The organism is Halomicrobium urmianum, assembly GCF_020217425.1.
In the GTDB taxonomy this organism is placed as follows: Archaea; Halobacteriota; Halobacteria; order Halobacteriales; family Haloarculaceae; genus Halomicrobium; species Halomicrobium urmianum.
Genome location: NZ_CP084091.1, coordinates 130,944 through 154,083, shown reverse-complemented (window position 1 = coordinate 154,083; position 23,140 = coordinate 130,944). Strand labels below are relative to the sequence as shown.

General features: G+C 57.7%; 23 protein-coding genes. 11 read left to right on the top strand and 12 right to left on the bottom strand.

The genetic code is table 11. From position 1 onward, the window contains the following. Nucleotides 1-53: 53 nt before the first annotated feature. From LCY71_RS17635 to LCY71_RS17610, 6 genes are all read right to left on the bottom strand, one after another. On the bottom strand, nt 54-572 hold the full coding sequence (locus LCY71_RS17635; RefSeq protein ID WP_225336237.1) for a hypothetical protein: 519 nt from the start codon (nt 570-572) through the stop codon (nt 54-56). A gap of 56 nt (nt 573-628) precedes the next feature. Then, nucleotides 629-3,196, bottom strand: coding sequence for a DNA primase family protein (locus LCY71_RS17630; RefSeq protein ID WP_225336236.1), 2,568 nt, complete (start codon nt 3,194-3,196; stop codon nt 629-631). Continuing rightward, nucleotides 3,196-3,579 carry a hypothetical protein gene (locus LCY71_RS17625; protein ID WP_225336235.1) on the bottom strand — a complete coding sequence of 128 codons (384 nt, stop codon included), beginning with the start codon at nt 3,577-3,579 and terminating at the stop codon, nt 3,196-3,198. The genes LCY71_RS17630 and LCY71_RS17625 overlap by 1 nt, the downstream gene beginning before the upstream one ends. A gap of 181 nt (nt 3,580-3,760) precedes the next feature. Continuing rightward, nucleotides 3,761-4,483 (bottom strand): hypothetical protein, encoded by a 723-nt coding sequence (locus LCY71_RS17620; protein WP_225336234.1) that lies wholly within the window; start codon nt 4,481-4,483, stop codon nt 3,761-3,763. An 846-nt stretch (nt 4,484-5,329) separates the two neighbouring features. Then, nucleotides 5,330-6,037, bottom strand: a complete 708-nt coding sequence (locus LCY71_RS17615; protein WP_225336233.1) for a recombinase family protein — start codon at nt 6,035-6,037, stop codon at nt 5,330-5,332. A 443-nt stretch (nt 6,038-6,480) separates the two neighbouring features. Continuing rightward, nucleotides 6,481-7,500, bottom strand: coding sequence for a tyrosine-type recombinase/integrase (locus LCY71_RS17610; protein ID WP_225336232.1), 1,020 nt, complete (start codon nt 7,498-7,500; stop codon nt 6,481-6,483). Between the two features lie 832 nt (nt 7,501-8,332). Here LCY71_RS17610 and LCY71_RS17605 point away from each other — a divergent pair. From LCY71_RS17605 to LCY71_RS17590, 4 genes are all read left to right on the top strand, one after another. Continuing rightward, a complete protein-coding gene (locus tag LCY71_RS17605; protein ID WP_225336289.1) occupies nt 8,333-9,259 on the top strand; it encodes a transcription initiation factor IIB in 927 nt (308 codons plus the stop codon). A 77-nt stretch (nt 9,260-9,336) separates the two neighbouring features. Further along, entirely contained in the window at nt 9,337-9,849 is a 513-nt protein-coding gene (locus tag LCY71_RS17600) for a winged helix-turn-helix domain-containing protein (RefSeq protein WP_225336231.1), read from the top strand. Beyond that, nucleotides 9,846-10,298, top strand: coding sequence for a toxin-antitoxin system TumE family protein (locus LCY71_RS17595; RefSeq protein ID WP_225336230.1), 453 nt, complete (start codon nt 9,846-9,848; stop codon nt 10,296-10,298). Before LCY71_RS17600 ends, LCY71_RS17595 begins: the two co-directional genes overlap by 4 nt. 55 nt (nt 10,299-10,353) lie before the next feature. Beyond that, complete coding sequence (locus tag LCY71_RS17590) at nt 10,354-11,163, top strand: SWIM zinc finger family protein (RefSeq protein ID WP_225336288.1); 810 nt, start codon at nt 10,354-10,356, stop codon at nt 11,161-11,163. Nucleotides 11,164-11,220: 57 nt separating this feature from the next. Here LCY71_RS17590 and LCY71_RS17585 read toward each other — a convergent pair whose 3' ends face one another. Further along, complete coding sequence (locus LCY71_RS17585; RefSeq protein ID WP_225336229.1) at nt 11,221-11,772, bottom strand: DUF7342 family protein; 552 nt, start codon at nt 11,770-11,772, stop codon at nt 11,221-11,223. A gap of 136 nt (nt 11,773-11,908) precedes the next feature. Between LCY71_RS17585 and LCY71_RS17580 the strand changes: the two genes are divergently transcribed. Next, nucleotides 11,909-12,787 (top strand): biosurfactant protein 1, encoded by an 879-nt coding sequence (locus tag LCY71_RS17580; RefSeq protein WP_225336228.1) that lies wholly within the window; start codon nt 11,909-11,911, stop codon nt 12,785-12,787. Between the two features lie 308 nt (nt 12,788-13,095). Here the strand turns inward: LCY71_RS17580 and LCY71_RS17575 are convergent, their stop codons facing one another. From LCY71_RS17575 to LCY71_RS17565, 3 genes are all read right to left on the bottom strand, one after another. Further along, nucleotides 13,096-13,923, bottom strand: coding sequence for an IS5 family transposase (locus tag LCY71_RS17575; RefSeq protein WP_225333347.1), 828 nt, complete (start codon nt 13,921-13,923; stop codon nt 13,096-13,098). A gap of 358 nt (nt 13,924-14,281) precedes the next feature. Then, nucleotides 14,282-14,659, bottom strand: coding sequence for a hypothetical protein (locus tag LCY71_RS17570; protein ID WP_225336227.1), 378 nt, complete (start codon nt 14,657-14,659; stop codon nt 14,282-14,284). A gap of 230 nt (nt 14,660-14,889) precedes the next feature. Then, complete coding sequence (locus LCY71_RS17565; RefSeq protein ID WP_225336226.1) at nt 14,890-15,444, bottom strand: hypothetical protein; 555 nt, start codon at nt 15,442-15,444, stop codon at nt 14,890-14,892. A gap of 148 nt (nt 15,445-15,592) precedes the next feature. Here LCY71_RS17565 and LCY71_RS17560 point away from each other — a divergent pair, with 148 nt between their 5' ends. The 5 genes from LCY71_RS17560 to LCY71_RS17540 all read left to right on the top strand — a co-directional run bounded on the left by LCY71_RS17560 (nt 15,593) and on the right by LCY71_RS17540 (nt 19,124). After that, the gene (locus LCY71_RS17560) at nt 15,593-16,129 is read left to right on the top strand and encodes a hypothetical protein (RefSeq protein ID WP_225336225.1); all 537 of its coding nucleotides are present in this window, start codon (nt 15,593-15,595) and stop codon (nt 16,127-16,129) included. Nucleotides 16,130-16,298: 169 nt separating this feature from the next. Then, on the top strand, nt 16,299-16,790 hold the full coding sequence (locus LCY71_RS17555) for a DUF7995 family protein (RefSeq protein WP_225336287.1): 492 nt from the start codon (nt 16,299-16,301) through the stop codon (nt 16,788-16,790). A gap of 2 nt (nt 16,791-16,792) precedes the next feature. Continuing rightward, nucleotides 16,793-17,158, top strand: a complete 366-nt coding sequence (locus LCY71_RS17550) for a DUF7568 family protein (protein WP_225336224.1) — start codon at nt 16,793-16,795, stop codon at nt 17,156-17,158. A 69-nt stretch (nt 17,159-17,227) separates the two neighbouring features. Further along, nucleotides 17,228-17,623 carry a DUF7567 family protein gene (locus LCY71_RS17545; RefSeq protein ID WP_225336223.1) on the top strand — a complete coding sequence of 132 codons (396 nt, stop codon included), beginning with the start codon at nt 17,228-17,230 and terminating at the stop codon, nt 17,621-17,623. 178 nt (nt 17,624-17,801) lie between these two features. Then, entirely contained in the window at nt 17,802-19,124 is a 1,323-nt protein-coding gene (locus tag LCY71_RS17540; protein WP_225336222.1) for a GIY-YIG nuclease family protein, read from the top strand. A gap of 1,508 nt (nt 19,125-20,632) precedes the next feature. Here the strand turns inward: LCY71_RS17540 and LCY71_RS17535 are convergent. Further along, on the bottom strand, nt 20,633-21,064 hold the full coding sequence (locus tag LCY71_RS17535; protein ID WP_225336221.1) for a pyridoxamine 5'-phosphate oxidase family protein: 432 nt from the start codon (nt 21,062-21,064) through the stop codon (nt 20,633-20,635). 510 nt (nt 21,065-21,574) lie between these two features. Here LCY71_RS17535 and LCY71_RS17530 point away from each other — a divergent pair. Next, nucleotides 21,575-22,417, top strand: coding sequence for a hypothetical protein (locus LCY71_RS17530; protein WP_225336220.1), 843 nt, complete (start codon nt 21,575-21,577; stop codon nt 22,415-22,417). Between the two features lie 192 nt (nt 22,418-22,609). Here LCY71_RS17530 and LCY71_RS17525 read toward each other — a convergent pair whose 3' ends face one another. Next, nucleotides 22,610-23,035, bottom strand: a complete 426-nt coding sequence (locus LCY71_RS17525) for a DUF6884 domain-containing protein (protein WP_225336219.1) — start codon at nt 23,033-23,035, stop codon at nt 22,610-22,612. Nucleotides 23,036-23,140: the final 105 nt, after the last annotated feature.

Sequence of the window (23,140 nt, the reverse complement as noted above, 5' to 3'; positions counted from 1 at the left end):
TGCGAACCGACGTTACAGCCACTTGACTCAGCTTAGATAGTAGAGAGGCCGGGTTAGTAGACCGTGCCGGTCGGCCGGGCGAGCGAACGTTTCGACAAGGTCGGACCGTCCCACTCGGACGTCGTGTACATACCGAGGGGGAGCGTCCCCTTCGCGGGGTCCTCGTCGTCACTCGGGCCTTTCGCGGCGTGCCGTTCGACTAACTCCATCTCGTCGTCGTCAACCGTCGCGGCGTCACCGGTGAGCGTCACCTGCACTGCTTCACCCGTATGGGCCGGCTGCAGGTCCGTGTCGACACGGGCGTGACTCTGACTATTCGTGACGTCCGTCCCGGACGCGAACAGTTGTTCTTGCCCGAGGGCCGTCCCGAGCGCGTCCTCGCTCACGCCTAACCGGTAGATGACGTAACTCCAGAACCGCTCAGTCGTACGCCACCGCTCGGTCTCACCGTCCTTCACTATCAGATCGTGCGACGCTAGGCGCTGCTGCAGGCTGGGGTCGAGATCGCACTCGACCCACTCCCATGACCGACCGGGGCGTGGGAGATTCTCCTTCAGGTCGTCCGCGTACACCCGAACTAACCGCACTATCGACGGGTCCACACTGACCGGGGGACCGCCCGCTCGGCTCATTCTGCGGTCACCCGCAGGTGGTCTGCTGTCGATTCGAACAGTTCACCCTTCATCAGCAGCTTCTTAATCTCCTTCTCGGCCTTCTCCGGGTCGATACTGGCCTTCGCCAGTTCCGCCTTCACCCTGGCGACCGGCGCGCCCTTCCCGCCGTCACCGACTGTCTTCACTGCTTTCTTCACCGTCTGCACGCGGTCGTTCTGTGGGACCGACTCGCCCGCGTCTCCTCGGTCCTCCTCACCGTTCGGCTCACTCACGCCGTCGTCTGCGGCGTCCATCGGTTCCTGGTCATCATCCCGCGACCCGTCCTTGATGAACCGAACGTCCGTCATACCGGGCACGATCTGCAGCTTCAGGTCGGCGTCATCCGGCTGTACGACCGCGTCCATCAAGTGGTACACCGCCCCTTCCTCTAACTGCTCGCCTTCCGGGATTTCGTACCGAATCACGTCCGAGTCGTCACCGACCACTCCTTGGTCGAACAACCACGGCGCGGGGTCCTCGCGGACGTTCTTCACCGTCACGCGGACGTCGTGCCGACCGGGATCCAGATCCTCAACGTCGGTGAACTCAACTGACTCACTCACGTCCTCGTCGTCCGTGGCGTGCGGGTTCTCTAACCCGTCGTACTGCTCCCAGAACGCATTCGCTGGGAGGTACTCCGCGACTGCACCCGTGAACCGGATTCCCTTGTACACGGCCGTCCGGTCACCCTCTTCTTCCGTCCAGCTACGCGGGTCCGACCGTCGAATCTGCAGGTCACGCGCTCGCTCCAACTGGCCTTTAATCGTGTTCCGCGGCTTCTCCGGGTGGTCGTGCTCCAACGCGTACGCGTCGTATGCGTCCTTGATGTCATCCAGCGCGACACCGGGCCCGTGCGGGTCCTCCTCAATGCACGTCCGCGCGAAGTCCGCCATCGGGTCGGCGTCTTCCTCGTACGCTTCCAGGCGTTCATCCGGGCTCAGTTCCTGCCCGAGCGTGAATTCGTCGTTCACCTGCAGTCTCCGGGCACCCTCCGCCATGCGGACCGCTGCGGCGGCGAGCGTGGCCGGTGCGGTCAACTCACTCAGCAACTCCGGCTTCGACCGTTTCTGCTTCTGCCGCGGGTCGTTCGGGTCCGGGTCGTCGTGGAACGTGTACGGCGCTTCGACCGGGTACAGGCGACGCTTCAACGCGCGAGATTTCTCCGTGAACGCCGGCGGGTTGTTTGACCCGAACATCATCGTCGCCGAGTTCCGCACGTCGTACGCGGCCTTGTGCTTCGGCTCAACTTCCATCATGTCCGCACCGGTCATCGACTTCAACTCGCTGATGTCGTGAATGACGGCGTCGGACCCGCCGATTTCCGGGGCGATGTTCGCTCGCGCTTCCGCGACGCGCCACGTGCTGAATTGCCCGTCTGCGATCTTCTCCAATGTTGTCCCGGTGTGGTTATCGTCACCGAGGGCTTCCTGCACGACCGTGAAGAACACGGTCTTCCCGTCCCCGCCTTCACCGCTGAAGATTAGGAACGCCTCCGGGTGGTAGTACTCGAAGAACGAGTGCCCGGCGAACTCCCACAGCGTGCGGATGTCCGTCGTCTGGTCGGTTGCACCGAACGGCCCTGTGATGTCGCGCATGAACTCGTCGATGACGTCAAACTGGGCGAGCGACGGGTTCCACGCGGCTTCGAACCGGAACGTGAACTTGAACGCCGGGTCGTGCTCCAGCAGCGTGTACTGCCCGGTCTTCATGTAACCGTCTTCGTCCAGTTCGATGCTCTCCAGCACTAACACGCCGTTCTCGAACGGGATGAGCGTCCGGTCGTCACCCGTGGCGTTCAACTCATCGCTGTGAACCGGGTTCGCCGTTGCGACGAGGTCTCGAACCTTGTTCCACTCGGCCTTATCGCACAGCGACCCGAGTTCCTCGCGGAGTTTCTGCCTGATCCACAGCGTCCCGTCATCCTTCCACCGATTCTCACTGTGGTCGTACCGCCACAGCTCCGTGTGCTGCTCGTCCGACCGGTCGGTGATCCACATCCACTCCGTCTCCGCTTCCAACGCCTCAGCGACCTTCTCACGCGCCGTCTCTTTCCGGTGGTCACCGTACACGGCTTCCTCGTACGCGTTCTTCACGCTTCCCCACAAGACACCGGCACTAAACGCGTCACCGTCCAGGTTCAACGTGTCCACTTCACCAGTGTTCGACTCACTTACAGCGTCGCTCGGGGTGGGTTCCTCCCACTCAGTCGCGGGGCTCGACTCCTCCGCGGTATCCTTGATGAACGCGAACAGTTCCGCGGTATCGACCGACTCACTCACCCGACGACCGTCCGGGCGAAGCATCTCACGCATACTGCTCACGCCGATCCCGCTATCCTCACGGTCAGCGAACCGGATTCCGTTCTGCAGGACTTCAATGTTCTCCATACTCACCGAATTCGCGTCACTCACGTATTCACGGGCGAGCTCCTCCACGTCCGCGTCTGGGTCCGTCGGCTCGTTATCGATGAGCTCCGCATCGTACCCGTCCGCGCCCGGGATGTTCGTCCCGTCGAACTCGTCGTTCAGTTCCTCACCTGCCATTAGAGTAGCACCCTGCTCGTCTTCAATTCATTCAGCTCTCGGTACTCCTGCTCCTCCTGCCAGTACCCGTCTGCGGCGCGCATCGACTCACTCACGCGATCCTCGACCACGTCCACTCCATCGATCTCGGCTGCTTCACACTCACCGCACCGCCAGCACACGCCACCGAGCGCGACGAGTTGACCGCACTCGCACCGGGCGAGTGCCGAATCACTCACATAAATTTCACCTGTCTCGGTCTTCAGCCACAAGTCGCTCTCGGTGACCGTGTCGACACGGACCGTGCGCGGTGCACCGACCGCGACGGCGTCGATCTCCCAGCGACCGCGGCTCATGCGCGGCTGCACCGACTCACCCGGCTCGACATCGATGTTCCGAGTCATTTGGGCGTAGCACCTCCACACACGTCGTTATCCATCGTCACGTCCTCAAACGCGGCTACGGTCGAACGATCCGCCTGGCACCCGTCGCAGATCGCGGGCATGTCCGTGACGATACCGAACCGGTCAATCTCCGTGATCCACTCGGTCGTCTGCCCACAGTCCGGACACTGAGGTTCTCGGGTCACCGGTCACCACCCCCGTTACGGGAACACTCGTCGCACCGAGCGTCGTCGTACACCATCAGGGTTTCACACTCGACGCACCGAGACAGATCCTCGATGTCTTCGTCCTCAATGTGTACCTTCTCCGGGTCACCCTCGCCATCCTGACCGACCGCGTAGATTTCGACCGTGTCGCGGACCGGCGCGACGTGACCGACTCGGTACGTCTGCGAGACCGCCGTCCACTCGCCGGTGCGTGGGTCCGTGAACGTCTCGCGGTACCGAACCGGGTCGTCACGGTCGATGCTGCTCGTCTCGACGTGCAGTGATTCGCGGTGCTTGACGAGTTGGTGGTCTGCTTCGTCGCCGGTGAGCGTGAGCTGCCCGACCGGGCCTCCACCGTCCGCGACGAGCGTCTCGTCCTCGTCCTCGTCGTCCTCAATCATTGGCGGTGTCGCACCCGTACCCATCACCTGCATTGTGACGGGCGCATCCGCCATGTCATCGACACGCTCAACCTCGTCACCGTCGCCGTCGCTGGTGTCGATGTACAGCACCGCCGACGCCGGGAACCGGTAATCAATTCCGCCGTCCCGCGACTCGACGTACGCGAACACCCACCGGTCCGACTCGGTCCGGTCGTGATGCGCGACGTCGAACGCCTCGCCATTCTTCAGCACTATGCGAGCTGGCTCCAACTCATACCCGCTGGGTTCTTGACGCGGGCTCGCGTTGTCGTACATGTCTGGTTCACACGCTCCTGCGAGCGAATCACGCGAACCGGACACCGCGGGGCGGTGGTGCGCCCCGCACTTTGTTCCGACACTCACGCCCAGCCGCAGGCCCCGAGTGCGTCGATGTTTCCCGTCCGCGCTTACCCAATACTCTGCCCGTGATACGTATGAAACCTCACCAGCAACGAAAACCGAACTTCCGAGATTTAAAATTACACACTAAGCTAAACGCGGCGTGAAACACTCCTACACCGAGAATATGCCCAAATCAAGTTAGGAGATCGGATCGAAAAACAGTCAGATTAGAAGTTCCAATCCAATCGAGGCTTTAAACGTGGGGCGGCGAGCGGCCGGTTCGACCGCGGGTGTTGCCGGCGACGCGCGGTGTACGAACTTTTCATCGCACCGGCGGTCGGGCGACGTGGTCGAACGTGTCGAGTGACTGTGGTAGAGGGTGGTAGAGGCTTGCCTCACCCCCACCCTCTACCAAGAAAATCGCTACATTGCGCGGTGATTGTCTAAGGGTGGTAGAGGTGGTAGAGGGTGTTTTCAAAGTGCAGAATTCAAGACAAATACAAACACTCAGTACCCTACAGTACTCGACACACTGTGTGTCAGCTATATTGAAATTCGGAAATAGCCTCTCCCGCCTCTACCATCGTCACTCGATCATTCCGCAGCACCGGGGTTTTGCTGGTAGAGGGTTGCCCATTCCGGACCCTCTACCACCCTCTATCACTGTACGCTGATACGTCGAGCCTTCGACGGAGTTCCTGTCGAACCACCTGCGCGCGCCTCACCGTCACGGTAACACGGCGGGTTGCAGTGACTCGACTCAGAAAAACAGTGGCGGCGTTACTGCGACGGGAGCGCGGCGTCTTCGGGGAGGTCGTACAACTCGGGTCGCTTCTCGACCGCGTTCCTGATCGTCGTTCGACTCACGTTCAGGCGCGCGGCGGCACGGTGAATCGACATCTTCCCGTTCACGACTTCGTGCAGCGTGGCTTCCACCTTGTCGTACTCTGGGCCGGGGCGACGGTACCCGTTCTCAACGACGTATCCCGCTGGCGGGCGACCTCCCTTGTGTCGTTCACCGGCCGTGATCGGGTCCAAATTGCGAGCGTTATCCTTCCGTTCGAACTCGGCACAGTCTGCGAGAAGTGAGCGCAGGCGGCTGTTCGTGGGTTTCAGTGCGACGCGCCGGCTGGCGACGTGAACGCTCACGCCAGCGGCGTGCAGGCTGTCGATGGTCTTGTGAACGTCTCGAAGCGATTCACTCAGCGTGTACAGGTGCGGGACAATGATGTGGTCGTACTGCTCGTCGCGCGCCTTCCGAAGCTCTGCTTCGAGCTTCTCCGGGTACGTTTCTTCGTCGTCGCCGGTCCACGTGACGTTCGCTGTGTCGCGGAGCGTCTCGTACGTGTTGCGGTCGAACGGTGGTTGAGTGGCTTCGGTGGGGATTTCGACTAACCGGTCTCGGACGTACTCGATGGTGTCGGCGAGCTGTTCGGTGCTGTCGTTGACGTCGGTCCTGATGTAAATCAGGGTCTTGGGAAGGGGCATGATTACAGGGGGAGATAGCGTGTCATGCCTCAAAAACCGGGTAACAGGTTTCTGCCTGGGTATCTTCCTTGGTAGCTTCCGGGGTTTCTGCCAATTTACTCACTCAGAAACTGATTTGCGAGGGGTAACTACCCGGGTAAGTGCCTTTCGCAGCGGTACAGTTACCCGGGCAGATACCCGCATATCACTTCTTTGATGTGCAAAATCGGCCTTGTCATTCTAAGGCTGGTTAGAGGGTCTAAGAAACTCTCTCGTCGCTTAATCGGGGGTGTTTTACTTGTTTCTGAGGGGGGTTCTTGACACTAAGATGGGGGTAGGGTGGGCCTGAGGGATTTACCCTCCGTATCAGAAAATAGAGGTAACGCGGTGGCTGGGTTCACTCGCCACCCGGGCTTCAACTCACTCACCGCGAATCGGCTCACCGGTCACGCACCGGGCCACAACTACATACGGTAGAGTGCGTCCCTCCTCTGGTCCGGGGGCACCTGGTCATATTTGAGGGTCGTCTTACTGCTCTTGTGCCGGAGCTGGGCTTTCGTCGCCGCTAAGTCCCGCTCCGCGGTCAAATAGGTGCCTGTACTGTGCCGTAGGGAGTACAGGGTGAGCGACCGCCCGGCCGAGTCGATGCCTGCAGCGCTGCACATGCGTTTAACGAGCCGTGAGAGCGACCGACTGGAGTATCTCGTTCCTACCCGAGTGAGCCATAACGCGTCCGTGTCGTCGTACCTGTCGTCGTCTGCGCGGACATCTAACCACTCACCGAGTGCGTTCGCGGATCGTGTCGTGATGCTCGTCCGCCAGTCCTGCTCGTTCTTCGAGCTCTCTTCGCGCGGGATGCGTAGTAGTTCGTTATCGACATCGACCCACTCAGGTCTCGCGCGTCGAACCTCTACAGGACGGAGTGCGGCATCCAGGCACGCTAGGATGATCGACGCTTCCCGCCAGTCACCGGTTTCGAGAGCGGCTTCGCGCACCCGCCGGCGTTCACGCCGGGTTAGAAAGTCTCGCGGCGCGTCTCCGCCTGACGAGTTGAAGATCTGCTCGTGATCCCACTCGTCAACGTGGTGCGTCCGGTGAATCCAGTCGTGGTACCGTGCCAGCGCTTCCTCGACCTTCCCTTTCGTCGAATTGGCGACGTCTCGGTACGCGACGTTGTTCTCGACGTACGCGGTAGCGTGCGCGGGTGCCGGTGGGGTGGTGTATCGGTCCTCTCGGTCCCATACCCACGCGTCGTAACGCGCAGTCCTGTACGCGGTCTCGTACGCAGTGTAGTCGCTGTATCCTTCGTACGCTTCGGGGTTCTTCCCCTCGCGCCGAATCCAGTTGATGAACTCGTATCGGTACTCTCGGTAGTCGGCGAGTTGCTGTTCGTTGAGGTACTCGGTGTTCGCTTTCGGGGCGAGTTTGATGGTGCGACTCGGCTCGATCTCAATGGCACAGCGTTCGTTTTGCTCGGCGGTCATGCTTGGTTGCGCAAGCAAAACCGCGAGACGGGAGCGATGTTGAGTGCGCGGGACCGGATTTGAACCGGCGGACTCCTACGAGACAGCGTCCTAAGCGCTGTCCGGATAGAGTATTCAGTTTGTTGTAGAGGGAGATAATCGCGGGACTAGATCAGGCTATGTTAAAATTCAACCATTTCCGGTAAATTCTCTCAGACCTCATCTCACCCTTGATAGGGATCAGCGAACTCTAACTGCTTGATGGATTGGAACGACACAAATCGTTGATTCGATTCCTGGAGCAATCGATTCTTAGGGGAACTTGGTTGGAATTGGACAGAAACATCTCGTTCGAGGATACGCTCAGACACGTTTATTAACATAAAACCTGGTGGAAATGACATTACCTCATCTATCTGTCCTTCAATGATGTAGCGTGTCTCTTTTGTTTTCCCAAGGACGGGTAATGTCTGTGATGGACACTTTCTATCTGAACGTGTCTACCCATGTAATTTCGCCAATATTCTAGTTGGTCAGAAATTCCGCTAAGTAAACCTAACAACCCAGAAAGGCCGGCTGATGTACTTACTGGCTCCATATCGGCTTTTATCTAAGTAAATGTATATGGATTTCTACAGGATTCACGGAGAACTCTTGGAATTGGGAACGTCATCTTCACCATTTGTTAAACAGGATCTTGCTTCAGTAGTCATACAGGAAGAATCAGTCCTGACTCAGCTGGCCTAATTTCATAACCCCTTGTCAGTATAACCGTATTCCGGTAGTTTTTATTGTCCCCTCAATGGGTGAGGGGCTCGCTGTACTGGCGAGTTCCCTGATCACGGTGAGAACGATGGCAACCAGAGACATTTACGAAACTGGCTTCGACGAAGACGTCCAGACGGAATCAAGCGGTAACCAGTGTCCCGAGTGCGACGGACGGGTCACGACGAACGCGGTCGAAACGGTCTGTGAGGACTGTGGCTTGGTCATCGATGAACAGCGTATCGATCACGGGCCGGAGTGGCGGGCACACGACGACGAGGAGTGCGAACGAACGGGCGCCCCACTCACCGCCACCCGGCACGATCGAGGCTTACCGACGAAAATCGGTCGTGGTACCGACGCGAAGGGGAACACACTCTCTGGGAAGAAGCGACGGCGGCTCGCTCGGATGCGCCGTGAGCAGAGCCGTGGCCGGTGGCGATCCAAAGCCGAACGGAATCTCGCATACGGGTTGAGCGAAGTCCGCCGGCTTGTGAGCGCCCTCGATATCTCTGATTCAGTGCGCGACCAGGCGTGTCAGCTCTTCCGGAGTGCCCAGAACGAGGATTTGCTTCGTGGCAGATCCATCGAGGCCATCGCCGCGGCCAGCGTGTACGGGGCCTGCCGGTGCAACGGACTCTCCCGGTTGCTGGGCGAGGTCAGCGAGATGGCCCACGTCGCGGAATCGCGCGTCACGAACGCGTACAGAACGCTGAACGAGGAGCTGGGGCTCCCTGCCCAGCCCGTCACCCCCAGTATGTACGTTCCGCGACTCGCCTCGGACCTTGAGTGTCCCGACGAGATCCGGCAGCGGGCCCGACGGCTCGCGGAGCGGGCTGAGGACCTCGATGTGACGACTGGTGTCAATCCTGCCGGATTTGCGGCCGCCTGCCTCTACAAAGCGGGGCAGGAACAGGAGGAGGGGGTGACACAAAGTGACGTTGCCGAGTCTGGAAACGTCTCGCCAACGACTGTCCGAGCGCATCGCGAGACGTTAGAGAAGCAGGTAGCCTGACAACGCTCGCCTACAAGCACTGAGGTTAGATATTTTTCTCAGAAAACTATTTGTTCCTCTACCCCGTAACAACCAGTATGACCGAGACGTGGGATGACGTCAACGAACAGGTCAAGGCGGACTGGAAAGAAGAGACCACACCGTTCGAGCGAGTGTACGAAATCGTCGAACAGACCCACGACGGGCAGTCGGCAGCAGAGATCGCCGACCGCGCCCTCGTGAGCGAGCCAACGGCACGTCGCCACTGCAAGACGCTCGTGAACACCAGGTTCGCCGAGACGGAGCAAGACGGCCAAACGACGCTGTACAAGCGCAACAGCGACCGGGTGTTGATGTCACGGATCCGTGAACTGCGTGAGGAAGTCGATCAGCCGGAGTTACTCGACAGCATCCAGGACATGAAGGCCGAGATCCGGCGCTACGAGGACCGCTACGACGTGGTGTCACCGGAGGAACTCGCCCAGCAACTCGACGCTGACGAGACGGACGGCTGGGACGATCTTAGCGCGTGGCGCACGACGCGGCAGAATCTCGCCGTCGCGCAAGCCGCACTTGCCTACGACGAGGCTAGCCACCAGCTCGCAGTATGAACGGCGACGACCGTGCCGGCGAGTTCGGGCCGATCTATCTCCCGGCGCTCCAGCGGATTCGTGATCTGTGGCTCGAACTCGAACCGCTCGTCGACGAAACGGCGTATGACGATGCCGTCGCCCCCACGGAACTGCAGATCAGTCTTAGCGATGGACTCGGCGACGCCGAGAGCGCTCGGCTCGATATCCAGTGGAGCGAACTGGGGATGTATTCGTTTCACTACGTCGATAGCGACGACGTCAACTGGCGCTTCGATCGCCACCCCAATACACATTCTCCCGAGATTCATTTCCACTCTCCGCCCGCGGCCACGACGACGGATGCCGAGCCGTCCTGTATCGATGTGACCGAGGTCTCGCTCGTGACGCGTGCCGTCCATACGATGTGGCGAGCAGCATACGAGAACGATGAGTTAGAACGGCTGAACAGTGCGTCAAACCCACCGTAGGGATGAGATCGACGTTTCAATTTTTCCCGCTTGCGCCGGAGCACCACCCACGCACATGGACGTAACTGAGGACACAGTTCGAGATGTCTGTACGGACACGGTCTTCGAACGCGGCGAACGATATCTTTCTGAGGGCCGTATCCACGAGATTCACCGCGTCGACAGCACCGTCACCGCTGTCGTGAGCGGCAGCCGTCAGCACGACGTTCGTGTGGACCTCGCTACCGACGAGTTTGATCCGTGGTGCAACTGTCCGTACGACGGGCCGGGAGCGTGCAAGCACGTCGTCGCCGTGTTGCTTCGGTGTGTTGACGACCCACCGCCAGACGACGGCGATCAACTCGACGCTACGCTCGACGACGCCGACGCCGACGAACTCCGCACGTTCCTGCGTGACGAACTCGCGGCCGATGCGGATCTCCGCGAGCGGTTTCTCGCCCGCGTCGGTGAGCCGACGACACAGTCGGTCGACGAGCTTCGCACCGCGATCGACCGGCGATTCGAAGAAACAAATCCTGAGTACCACGTCGTCTTCGAGCCCATCGACTTCACGCAGTGGTTCGATCTCGCGAACGAGTACCGCAAGCAAGGGCGGTACGCGTCAGCGGCGACCGTCTATCGGGCCCTCGTCGAGTCGCTCGACGACAACATGGAGCGCGTCGACGGCGCCTACGGCCACTTCTCGCGTGCGTTCAGTCGGGCACTCGACGGGTATGTCGACTGTGTCGCGACTGCAGAACGGGACGCTGATGCGGTCACTGACGCCGTCGGATTCCTTGAGGAGCGGGTGACGTCGGGAACGCCGTTCCTCGCGGACCACTTCGAGAAGGCAGCAGCCGATCTCCGGGAAAGGGGGGATGAGTAGTCCTGCGAGTAGCTGTGTCGCCTTCGATGACGCCCACAAGTTCGAAGATCACGAAAATTAGTTTGTGCCGCGGCCAGCCACGTCGATCCGCTGTTCGCGAGCGGCTTCGACATCCGAGTAGAGCGCCAACGCGTGCTTGACCAGGTGACGGTCCTCCAGATTCTCCTCCCACCGCGTGATCACGTCACGGCGCTCGTGGAGTTCGTCACTTGTGAGGTCGCCGTCGGCGAGCGACTGTTCGAGCTCCTCCCATGTCTCGACGTCGTAGGTCGCCTGCCACTCCTCGATCTCCTCGGTGATCGCGGCCAGTTCGTTGCGCAGTTCCTCGCGGGTGTTCTCCTCGATGAGCATCCGGATTTCCTCGAAGAGCAGTCGCGTGTAGTCCGGCTGGTAGCGCGTCGTCTCGCCGGCCTCGACGCGACGCAGCTGGCCCTGCTCGACGAGCGCCTGGAGTTCTTCGTTGGTCGTGCTCCAGGCGGCGTCGCCCTGCTCGCTGATCCAGTTGATCGATCGGGGTTCGCGGAGTGTCTCGGCAACCGCCCGAATGCGGTCGCGGGCGCTCATCGACTCACTCCACGACCGACCGCCATCTCGCGAGGATTCTGGCATGCTTGGTACCTCTTGGAACACTGTTCGCGCTTCACTCCCACATATATTTGTACTATCTTGTATAATCAAGAGTACATTGCAGGCGAGGGCGTCCGGACGTTGAAATGCGATACCGACAGAAGCTATGAGTCAACCGATGCACAACCGATATTCCGACTTCGAGGAACTGCGGCCCACCGGCGAGGCGTCTCACATTCCGGACGAGCAGGTCAACAGGGGGTGTAACGGTGACCCCCAGCGACAACGCATGGCGACGAGTACGTGGGACTACCCCGACGAGTCGACGGACGCCGACAGGGAGTGCCAGTCCTGTGGCGCGTCGATTCCGGCTGGACAGACGAAATGTCGGTTCTGTCTCTCAAACCACCTCGATACCGAAGCCGCCAGTGCGGATGAGACGACGGACGAAACGTTCCTCGGGATCGTCCACATGGTCGTCGAGTCGACCAACCTCTACGGCGCCGTAGCGAAGGGCGAGGTTGCCGCGAACTTTCTCGCTTCCAACGACGCGGAACCGGCTGTCGACGACTACACGCTCATCTACGATCTCGACGAGACGCCTGCGACTCAACTGTCTGATCGATGGCCGTCGCTCCCCGCCGCGGTACAGCTTGACTCAACAGAGAGTGAGCAACTGCTCACAGCCGCCCGTGACCGAACAGGGTGGCACGGACAGGACGCGGTCGGGAACCAACAGCAGGCGCCGACACGGCTCTACGATCACCGTGGGAATGGCATCCGTGACCAAGTACGCCTCAAAGAGATCATTGACGACGCCGACGACGAGATATGGTTGGTCCCAGCGATCGCCCTCACTGCGATAGCAGACGAGCGTTCGGAGAGCCGACTATCATTGATACCGACGAAGACCTGTCTCGACTGTCAAGACTGCGGACGAGCGACCAACCATCAGTTCAAGGGCCAGGAATCGATTCCTGACGAGGAGTGGACGGCGCAGCCGATCTGGGAGTGCCAGGTATGCGGAACACCTCGCTACGGGCCCGTTCCCGAGTAGTGCAGCTATCAGGCGGGTTAACCAACACAGTCTGGGGTCTTTCGAGTTTCGTTGGATAATATACTGCTCGCCCCCGAAGCTGGTGAAAGTAATGTGACGCCCTTGAACTCCAATTCTTCAGATGGCATTTTGCCTGAAACAGCTGGTCAATCGGTCTGCTCACCGATCGGGCTCAGTATAATAATCCTGAGATGGATCGTAGGAAAATGGGGCATTCCTGTAGGGATGCCCTGTCTGGCTATTTGATTCAGAAAATGTGCGAGTATATGTCCCTTCGGCCGTGGTGAATCGCCAGACGTAGCTTGATTTCACGGTGTCACGGCTCGCTTGATGTTGTGAACGACACATTTCAGGACGATTTCGCGGAACTCCCGAAACCACGCTCGCGCACGCACGGCGTCGCCGAGCGTGCGCTTGATCGTCGAGAAGACGGTTTCACACGTCGATCGTTGGCGGTAGCGAGGCCCATCGATCCGCGCGTTGTGCGCGTGATCGATGGGCCGGAACTCGCGGTGTTTGATCAGTGGTCTCACGCCCTCATCGCGGAGTTTCTCGCGTAATTCCATCCAGTCGTAGCCTTTGTCTGCAGCGAGGCTGGCGAGGTCGCCCGCGTTGCGGCGGGCGACCTGCCAGCCGAGCTGTGTGTCGTGGCGTTTCTCGGTCGTACAGTGAACGTCCAGAATCGCGTGGCTTTCTGTGTCGACGAGCGCAGTCGTTTTGAGCGTCTGGACGCGGTAATTCGTCCGGCGGCAGTAGTGTTTGCTGGCGGTTTCGCGGTCGAAGAACGTCGCGTCGATGGCGGCGTGACCGCTTGGCTCGTGCAGCTGCGCCGAGAGGCGCAGCAGTACTCGCCAGAGCGCTGTCTTGATTCTGTCAAACCACTTGACTAGCGTGGAGTGGTCGGGAAGATCGGCCGCGTTGAGGCCGATCTCCCCGAGTATTTGTGGCATCTCACTCAGCAAATCGAGTGCTTCTCGGTAGGATTTTTCCAGGTAAACCCGCAGACAGTGCAGCGACACTACCGCATACTCGGCGAAGCCGCCACCCCCTTCGGGGGCGGCGACTTCGCCTCGCCCACCAACAGCATTTTTAGCTAACTGAACGACTTTGCTCGTGAAGCGGGAAATTTTCGACATAGGCATCGACGGTTTCCCGCTTCACTTTCCTCGTTCTGACGGTCGAAGCCGACGCCGTCTAGCGATTCACCAGAGCCGGACGAAGGACAACTCTGTCTGGGATGACATCGGAATCGAACACGAGCCGAATCAGGGATTCACATGGGAATTTCCCGTTACCCGAGACGGACTCTCAAATATTGCAGAAAACAACGGTTACGGAGTCTGCGCTCCAATTAATACCGGAACGTACCGATTCGTGTACTGGGGTATCTCCACAGAACAAGAGGAGAAGGAGGACTACGAAACGGATTATGCTCTTGGCACTTCTTTCACCGTTACTGACGACTAACTGAATAGGTAGCGGTTTCCCCTATGATTACATCACTTCTACGACTTTGATGATATATTCATCCCCCTCCCACGTTAGGTAGTATCCAGACTCCTCGCCCTCATGCAGAGTCTCTGCCCCATCTGGAATGGCTTCAAATACCGCGTCAACACTTTCCTTGTTTGGAAGCCCAGTAGTTGATGAACCATTCTTTTTTGCCTCCCTGAGCCCCGCAAGTAACTCCTCCGACTGATTCACCTCGGAGCCATTCAGTACCACAGGATCTTCATCGGAATACCCACTCGGTGAGTGGTATACCTCGATATAGGCGCCTTCGAATGAGTCATTCATCTCCATGGCGACGTACCCCCCACCAGCCACAACCAGCAGAAAAGCTACGACTGCGACACCGTATTTGTATTTCACACGCTACTTTTTGCATTTGAGATGTATAAAAACTAGGACATAATTAGGGTTGCTGATCGACTGCTTATGCTACGGACTGGCTAGAGGGAAAATTGCCACTAACGGTCACTGTACTTACCGAGCGATTCACCAAATCGAGGCCAGTTCTCACCACCGTATTTGGTGTGAAACAGCCGGTAAGTCGGATTGCGTAGGTACCGCGCTTATTTTCGATAAAAAGAATTGGCGTATCAAGTGGGCTCCGGTTGGCGTCGATCCAGTCGCCAATCTCTGCCAAGTACGTACAATGGAATGCCGAATACAAGCGAGTAGAGGGTGAAGATCGTAGGAACCCATACTTCTGGTGCGGCGGAGGAGAACGGACGACCGATTACGACCGTCCCGATACTGATCGGTATAACAACTAACGAAACTGCAACTAATCGGCTCTTAGTTGTGTCCATGGTTCCGACGATCAACGGAACCACCACTCCAGCCGAGAGCGCGAAGTTCCGGAAGATCGCAGATTCACTACTAAGAAGAATCGCCAGAAGAAGAGCACACACGCAGGCAACCGCGACTCCTATGACTCTGTTAATAGTGGACTGAGTAGATGGGTCAGACTGAAGATTCCACTCAACAAGAACTCCAGCGGCGATGTAGACTGCACCCCACCATCGTAAAAACGGGAAAGACGCAATATCAATACCGGGGAGGAGAGAGAGGAAATCCAAGACACTCGACGGAAAAGCCAACGCTACGAGTCCCATAGACACCACTAACGCGGCTATCTTGGAGCGGAGCATATCTGAGATAATCTCAGCCAAAGGGAAGTGCTTTGTGCGGGTGTAGAATTATTGAGTTTACCTCGGTAGAGAGTAGTTCTGCTGAATCAGTCAAACAACCCTTTGACTGACCCACAGGTATATTCCGGTATGTATATTATCTACAAACATGAACCGGCGGAAGTTGCTTATAGCGGGGGGAGGTACGGTCGGCGCGTTAGTAGGCGGGACAGCGGTCGCAAGTGCAACAAGAGCAGACATTCTCGCTGATGACGAACTGACTCAAGGAGAGGGGGAATCGGAGGAGATGGAGAACAACATCACCCGAGAGTCTGTTGAATATCTGGAATCCACGAACGAAGTTAGGGAGAACGGTCATGCACAATCGTTCAAAAAGTGGGCACGGAGAGAGTCAGCAGAAATCGGCGCGAGCGAAGTGGTGTCTGTCGCAGAGAACCGCCTCGATAAACAATTAGAGGGTGTTGGTTCAGGAGTCCGGTATTTAATTTTCGGCCCCGTTATTACCGTTGACCACTACGTTACCCGAGATCGAGACGGCTCGATAGAGAGCGAACCCAACGTCACGCTCGAACAACTGATTTCAGTAACTCCTCAAAAGATGACCATCACAGTCACCGTCGATGGTCATACCTTCACGAAAGGAATTCCCGTCGGTGTGGGACATAGTGATGTGTATCAGGGCTGATTCCGAGGAGTTAGGTGCTTTGCCTGTACTGAACGAATCTATCTACTGAGTAAGGCCTGTTTCGTACGGTCTCCTAAATCATCCTCTCCTCTGGTAGCTGTTTATTCGCGCCAGCGAGAAGGTGGCGCGCGTCGGCCCATCGACGCCGACGGGCGTCGGAGTGGTTCAGATGCATATGGTCATCTATGCGCTCGTAGAGGCATCGACAGAAAACGAAGCACTGGCTGCAGGGAAAACAGTGTTCAATCGGTTGGTTGGCGCTGAGCCGCATTCCTGCGCAGTATTCGACTATTTTGTGACCTTCGACGAGGAGGACACGTCCGTTGCGGGGAAGGCACGATGGGGGGAGTTGCCGACGGCAGCCCCCGTCGACTCCGATGACGGCGAAGACCTGCTCGAGCGTGGCTGGGAGGCAACGAAGGAAGAGTTCGAGCGTAATCTCGACCGGGTGAAGGAGGCCATCGACGAGTTCTCCGACGAGGAGATCATGCGCGACGAGGACCTCGCCCGGCACGCCTTCCACCAGGTCGGTGCGTACGACGGCCCGACGATCTTCATCTACACCGAACACGGAACCGGCATTCGCCACCGGGGACAACTGGATCGACTCCTCGAGGCGAGTGAAGAGCTCTGGATCGTACCCGCTGACGTCCACTTCTGAATATGCCCCCCATCACAAACTGGCGACGCGAAAGCCGCTCGCCAACACTCGCGTATCGGAACACCGAGACTGGTGCGCGAGCCGTCCTGCATCGAGCGCCGGATTCCTACCGGTACAAGTGGCGTGGGGCAATCCTCGTCGACGGCTACCCGATCTGGTCGCGGGGATACGAGACGAAGGACGCGACGTCGTTCCGTGACGAACTCCGGGAGCGGCCGGCTCCGGACCTCAGCTGCCCGGAATGTCCGAACGACGACGTTCGCGTCGGCGAGAAGGTAGCAGACGGGGCGAAAGTCCAGCGGTGGTACGACTGTCCCCACTGTGGGTACGAAGCCCCCTCCCGCATCATTTACGGCGCCGAACGGTGAGTGAGCGGTGGGCGCTGTTTTTCGGCCGGGCACGAGGTGGTGGCCCGGGACGGCCGGGTTTGTCAACCAATGACCCTCGAAGTACTTGACCGACACAGTGAGGCACTGTTCGAGTTCCTCTGGTGCCCCGTCTGCGGGCAGGAGGTCTTCACTCACATCCCCTTCGAGGGGGTGTTCTGCAAGAACTGCAACACCCAAGTCGAACTCCAGGAATCCCGGGAGACGCGCGGCTACGAGGAGGCCGTGCTCGCCTGCTTCGATACAACCACGACCTGGAACCTCCACGTCGACGAGAAACTGCGACGCGACCTGCCTGATGGATCGGCACGTGTGAAGATCCTCGGCGAACCCGGCGCCTACGAGGTCGACTGGTGGAGTCCGGAGCCGGGTGAGGACTGGGAGCCTGTCGAGCGCGGCGAGTTCGACGACGTGGAGGAGCCCGACGACGTGTCCGATCTAGCATAGCCTCTTCGTGGAGAACTGATAATCGAGTATTGCACTGACTCGTTGCAACTTTATCATCGTATGGTGTCTTCCCCCATCAATGTCGGATAGAGAATCGAAAGAGGATGTATGGGATCAGTGGGTGCGGAGGACAATCCTCCCAGATATCCACTCGACCACAACCCCCGATCCGGTGCCAATGGTCGACGACACCGATTCGGAACTATCGATGACCGAAGAGTACGATTCGTATCGACTGGGTCGGGGGAGTGGTGACTATCTGTATATGCTGTATCTCCTCGACGAGCCCGCAGAGGGGCCCTCTGATGTGATCCCAGTGTACATCGGTGAAACGAGCAACGTCGCGAGTCGGCTGTTGAACCACTTCAGGAAGCTTCGGGACGCCCTTCCCATTTCTGAGTGGGAAGACGATGGGTCGTGGGGCAGTTACGGGAAGTACGACCATATCGCGACTGTCTACGAGAAATCGGCGTCACAACTGTACGCGTGGGTGGTCAACGTCGACGATCTGGAGGTGGGTCCGTACGGGTATCCCACCTATCGTCACGAACTCGAGGGCAAGATGGTCGGCCTCGTCCACTCCATTCCGCGGTTCGATCACGTCTTCGCCAACCGCGATTTCGTTCCCAACCGCGTCCCTCACGAGATGGGGAAAGTGGGCCCCGACTGGGTCGATGGCGACAATCTGCCGCCCAACGAGGAAGCACAGCGCCTCGCTGACTGCTCCATCGATTCGGTGTCTGCAGAGCGCAAGAGCGATCTATGGCACGATTGGGTAGAGGACACCATCTGTCGTGACATCGACGACTCCGACGAGGCGGATCCGATTCCACTCTTCGAGACCGACGGGAATCTCACTGTCGAGACGAAGACGGCTGGCTCGTCGACGGTACTCAAGCGAAGTGACGCCATCGACGAGCGGATCCGCCGGGAGGGGAAACAATGTGTCCACAGCAATGGCGTGAGAGACGGTGAGAGCGGGCTACTGTATGTTCTGTACCAGATCCCCTCGAACACCGAGCAACCGTCACCGTCGGATATCGTTCCCCGATACATCGGGAAAGCCGAGGCGTACGGGAAGAAGAATGAACTAAGCGCGAACTTTGAGGAGATCGCCAAAGACCGTGGCGCAACGCGGAGCTTCGCTCGCTGGGGTGACGGAAGTTACTGGCACGTCGGTGAACTCTCAGAGACGGTGTTCGGGGAGACGTCGAAGAAGCTCAGCTGGGCGAGCGAACTCTTCGAAGAGGGGACGCAGACACTCAAGGAGCAGACCTACCTGTGGATCCGCGCGTGGGATTCGGACACCTATCCCGGCCCGTACGGCTATCCAGCCTACCTTGCCGAGGTCGAGCCGTTGTTGGTCGGGCTGGCCTACGAGGCATACCCCGAGCAATTACTCAATCACAACGAGGTGCCCGATCACGCCCCGGCGAATAGCCGAGACTTCGAGTTTCAACCCGTCGAGGCCCGTTCTGCGGAGACTCTCGACCAAGTGTAGTACCCTCTATGCTCGGTATTCGCTTTTCCCGCCCCTTTTGAAACCCAATTAGATCGACACTTCCCCTACTGAAACAGCTGTTAGGTAGGTATTCCTACTGACAAGAGTTGATGGTATTGGATCCAGAGTAACCACAGCGAAAGCACACGAGGCGGCTACTGCCCCGCGTGCGGGGAATGGCTATCCGAACTGTGGGGGTTGTGGGGGTGCCGGCATCCGGGGGGATTCCGGCAGGTGGAGAAACGACTTCAATTGTAAAGTATGATCGGTCGATATCCATTGCTGAAAGCGAAGTATACCACTTCGTTGTACGAAATGGGTGGGATGAATCCCCGGTTCGTCCCAACCTCCACAGCTGCCTTCCCACGGGATGTGGGAGAGTCAGTTCACCGGCCAAAAGAGGTCAGACGCTCTCGTGGCGGTGACCCGCTTTGGTCAATGGGTGTGGGTGGGTCGGGGCAGCATCGGAACCCCGGCATAGCTACGTTTGGTGGCCATTTAGAAAATATACGTCACTAAACATCTAGAGTGGGGATGGTAGTAGGCGAGGACGACCTTCGGATCACACCGGAGCGAATCGTCACCGATGCGTAGCAACCGGCCAACGATGAAACACGGGGAAAGTCCCCGTGCGGTGGGGATGGTGGGGAGGAGATGCCGGGATCCACTGTGAGGGGGTAGGACTCCGGCAAATAGTGATCCCCATTCAGCCGTCAAGAAGGTTCTCACTTTTCCCACGGATGACAAATTAATTTCCAATTCTGATTATCAACGCTGACTCCGCCAGTATCTGGCGGCGCGAGTAGCGGTTCGGACTACCTATCTACCGGTGAAGTAGCGCACGCCGGATTGGTTGAGGCGCCTGCGAAGCATGTCGCGGAACCACTTGAGGCGGTGGGCCTCCCTCAGCCGGGCGCCGCAGGCGATGAGGATGCCGGCGAGCAGCATCACAGTCAGGAGCGGTACCGGTCGCTAGTCGACGAGAATTGCATCAGAATGTTGCATCGTCTCGAGCTGGTTGTTTTCAGGCCGACGCAGTTAGAAGACCTGTTGGGTCTGTGAGCCATATTGACCACTTCATAAGATCTGCTTCCCGGTACAGCTCCGGAAACTAGTATTATAATCAGGGCCCCATCCAGCGAAATAGACAGTCAGTAGACGTGGTACAGATCACGTTGTGCACTACTTTTCTATCACTGTGACAAGGGTGTTAATGCCGAACAGAACGAGCAGAATAGCGATTCCCACGGTTGAGAGCGTCGTTTCATGGTATTAATTTGCAGATGGTAATTGAATTATGATGAGAAATCCACTTATAACTCCGATCACTCCAATCACTAACGCTGCTTTTTCCAGCGCACTTTCCACCATGAACACCACTACAGGTAAGGACATAATAGGAGCGGTGGAAGATCAAATATTACTCGCAGTTTAACACTGATACTACTCTTTCACTTGGACCAATCGGTACTTCCCACGCGTATTGACCGATCCGTGGGTCCCCTGTATTAAACCTCAGCACCAAACTTTCGACCGGTGATTTCAACAGGACGCAACCGATAAAAATCGAAGTCAAGCTCGTCGACGGACTTGTGTATGGATACGTTGAGCATGGGGACGACAGAGTTCTCCGAGAAGGCTCGCGACGCTCGAACTATTTCAGTTTCAGGCACAGCCTCGATCTCCCCCTGGACGATGACGCTGTAGGCTGTCATATCATCGGTGAATACAGTGAATGTGGCCATGTCAGTCGTTTCGATGAACGACATTTTCCGACTATCCTCGGAGTGAACAAGCTGGAAATAGAGATCCTCTCCATCGAACGCGAACGATTGCGGGACAGCGTACGTTTCTGTTCCATCACTCAATGATAGAACTCCCGTATTTTCGTCCCGTAGTAACGATTCAACTTTGGACTGCTCCATCAGCGCAGCATCCATTAATTATATCTGTTTTCTATTTCCCCTTATATTTATCCCAATCTAAAAATAATTTGTATTGGGATTGAGACATCACAACATAAAGCTCAAATGACTGTGTCCATCGAGTAGACCAAAATTTGAAGAGCCAGTCAATTAGTGCAGTGGTGGATAAAAAACAAAATGGTTATTTAACCATCTCCTTCAAGTAACCTTTCCAATAATTGGAGCGATTCCCGAATATGATACTTTTGTGTGTCACTATCATCACTTGATAGCGATAGCTCAAGATGTGATTTTATATCTCTAACAGTTCGCTCTTCACAGCTATTCATAGTTTGCTGTTGGTCATCACCTAATAAGTGCGATTCCACAATTTTCACTGATTGGGATAGCCACAGCTTGATACAGCTATTTCATGTACTGACCACCATAGGGGCAGAACCCATCAATTTCCAAGGGTTTCAACAGAGGCCTTTTCCCCGACCTTGATGCCGCAGGACGGTGGAATTACACAGCGCTTGCTAGACTATGATCACTGATCCCTCCGAGCTCGATGACCTCCTCCCCAGGATTATGAGTGACTACAACGCTAGACAGCGATTTTTCGCCGATCATCGTCTCCCTGAATATGAAGTGCTGGAGGAGTTAGAGCTGGAGGGTCGAAACCTTGCCCTGTTTCTCACGCTGACCTGTGTCACGAACCACATCCACAACGAGTCCGGTGAGAGCAAGAAGACGGACGGGACCGACGGTCTGTGGCACGTCTGTGCAGATCTCTATCAGCGACACCAGTGGGTGTATCATCCGGAGCAACTCGTCGACGACGACCGCAGAGACGAACTCGACGAGCTGTTTCAGTCACTCGATCTCATGAATAGTCGCGATCCGGACTGGTGGTATCGGAACGCGAAGGCGCTATACGAGTACTGGGACAGCGATCCACGGGACCTCCTCTCGGAGCCGAACGCTTCGTCAGCGACGACCACAACAGGCAGCTTCGATGCCCCGGCGATAGAACAGGCCGTCGAGGCGAACGACTTCCCTGCTCTCAGTGGTGAGAAGATTCGGCCGCTCTGGCTTCGCTTGATGCATGAGGAAGTACACGAACTCGAACGGATTGAGGAAGTACACATCCCCGTCGATTACCACATCGTCGGGATGACGAATCGGCTCCGCGGGGACGAGAGTACGTTTGATCCATACGAGGAAGCCGATAGAGAGACGCTGAGAAGATTCTGGCACCTCGTCTGTCAGCGGAATGGCCTCGTCCCAGTTCAAGTCGATAAACCACTCTGGTTGCTGAACAAGTACTGGGACAACGGCGGGCGAGTATACGTCGCTGAGACGTTGCGTGAGATCCGATCGAACTAGGTAGGATTACTACGCGGGTCAGGATAGCGGTCCAGATTCATCGAAGGGACGGGAGTCGGATGTAGATCTAGACGACGTTCTTCATTGAACTCTCCTGCCGTTCATGGCTTCGTTGATTGTTCGAAGCGACCAAAAGCCGTGGTAACAGGGACGTGCGGGATCTCTCCTCCGAGCTAATCGACAGGATAGAACCTAGATTCGTTCATTGTACCACGACAGTGTCTCGCCCATCCGTAGTCCCTCGGTCGGAATCTCGACGTCGACGGGCTCGTCGTTGAGTAGCGGCAGGAGCGTCTCGTAGTATGACTTCCCCGTGTGAATAACGAGAGTGTTCTCCGCTGCGAGCAGGCTATGTTCCCGGAGCTGTTCGACAACGGTTTGACTCCACTCCCGTCGCTCTTCGACGCCAGCATTGTTCAGCGTCTCGTCGTAGGGTTCGATCGGCGAGCCGTCTGGATCGAGAACATGGTGCTTCGCCGAAAGCACGTACCATTCGTCGTGGTTCTCCTCGACGTACTTCCGGGCCTTCCGGAACAGTGCGGAGGGATTGTAGAGTTCCCGTGGCGTCGACGCCGAGTCCGCCTTTGCCTTCGTGCAGCTTACTAGCCCAATCTCCATACCCCAGCGGTCCACCGTTACGGGAAAATACGTTCCCTTCGTGAACAGGTAGCCACCAGCTGCAGCAAATCGACCTTCCCACACGCCCTCTGCTTTGCCACTGCC

What these genes read in the sequence shown, in the direction of transcription:
- LCY71_RS17630 (WP_225336236.1), bottom strand. Translation starts at nt 3,196, where the DNA reads ATGGCAGGTGAGGAACTGAACGACGAGTTCGACGGGACGAACATCCCG.
- LCY71_RS17625 (WP_225336235.1), bottom strand. Translation starts at nt 3,579, where the DNA reads ATGACTCGGAACATCGATGTCGAGCCGGGTGAGTCGGTGCAGCCGCGC.
- LCY71_RS17620 (WP_225336234.1), bottom strand. Translation starts at nt 4,483, where the DNA reads ATGTACGACAACGCGAGCCCGCGTCAAGAACCCAGCGGGTATGAGTTG.
- LCY71_RS17615 (WP_225336233.1), bottom strand. Translation starts at nt 6,037, where the DNA reads ATGCCCCTTCCCAAGACCCTGATTTACATCAGGACCGACGTCAACGAC.
- LCY71_RS17610 (WP_225336232.1), bottom strand. Translation starts at nt 7,500, where the DNA reads ATGACCGCCGAGCAAAACGAACGCTGTGCCATTGAGATCGAGCCGAGT.
- LCY71_RS17605 (WP_225336289.1), top strand. Translation starts at nt 8,333, where the DNA reads ATGGCAACCAGAGACATTTACGAAACTGGCTTCGACGAAGACGTCCAG.
- LCY71_RS17600 (WP_225336231.1), top strand. Translation starts at nt 9,337, where the DNA reads ATGACCGAGACGTGGGATGACGTCAACGAACAGGTCAAGGCGGACTGG.
- LCY71_RS17595 (WP_225336230.1), top strand. Translation starts at nt 9,846, where the DNA reads ATGAACGGCGACGACCGTGCCGGCGAGTTCGGGCCGATCTATCTCCCG.
- LCY71_RS17590 (WP_225336288.1), top strand. Translation starts at nt 10,354, where the DNA reads ATGGACGTAACTGAGGACACAGTTCGAGATGTCTGTACGGACACGGTC.
- LCY71_RS17585 (WP_225336229.1), bottom strand. Translation starts at nt 11,772, where the DNA reads ATGCCAGAATCCTCGCGAGATGGCGGTCGGTCGTGGAGTGAGTCGATG.
- LCY71_RS17580 (WP_225336228.1), top strand. Translation starts at nt 11,909, where the DNA reads ATGCACAACCGATATTCCGACTTCGAGGAACTGCGGCCCACCGGCGAG.
- LCY71_RS17575 (WP_225333347.1), bottom strand. Translation starts at nt 13,923, where the DNA reads ATGTCGAAAATTTCCCGCTTCACGAGCAAAGTCGTTCAGTTAGCTAAA.
- LCY71_RS17565 (WP_225336226.1), bottom strand. Translation starts at nt 15,444, where the DNA reads ATGCTCCGCTCCAAGATAGCCGCGTTAGTGGTGTCTATGGGACTCGTA.
- LCY71_RS17560 (WP_225336225.1), top strand. Translation starts at nt 15,593, where the DNA reads ATGAACCGGCGGAAGTTGCTTATAGCGGGGGGAGGTACGGTCGGCGCG.
- LCY71_RS17555 (WP_225336287.1), top strand. Translation starts at nt 16,299, where the DNA reads ATGCATATGGTCATCTATGCGCTCGTAGAGGCATCGACAGAAAACGAA.
- LCY71_RS17550 (WP_225336224.1), top strand. Translation starts at nt 16,793, where the DNA reads ATGCCCCCCATCACAAACTGGCGACGCGAAAGCCGCTCGCCAACACTC.
- LCY71_RS17545 (WP_225336223.1), top strand. Translation starts at nt 17,228, where the DNA reads ATGACCCTCGAAGTACTTGACCGACACAGTGAGGCACTGTTCGAGTTC.
- LCY71_RS17540 (WP_225336222.1), top strand. Translation starts at nt 17,802, where the DNA reads ATGGTCGACGACACCGATTCGGAACTATCGATGACCGAAGAGTACGAT.
- LCY71_RS17535 (WP_225336221.1), bottom strand. Translation starts at nt 21,064, where the DNA reads ATGGATGCTGCGCTGATGGAGCAGTCCAAAGTTGAATCGTTACTACGG.
- LCY71_RS17530 (WP_225336220.1), top strand. Translation starts at nt 21,575, where the DNA reads ATGATCACTGATCCCTCCGAGCTCGATGACCTCCTCCCCAGGATTATG.
- LCY71_RS17525 (WP_225336219.1), bottom strand. Translation starts at nt 23,035, where the DNA reads ATGGAGATTGGGCTAGTAAGCTGCACGAAGGCAAAGGCGGACTCGGCG.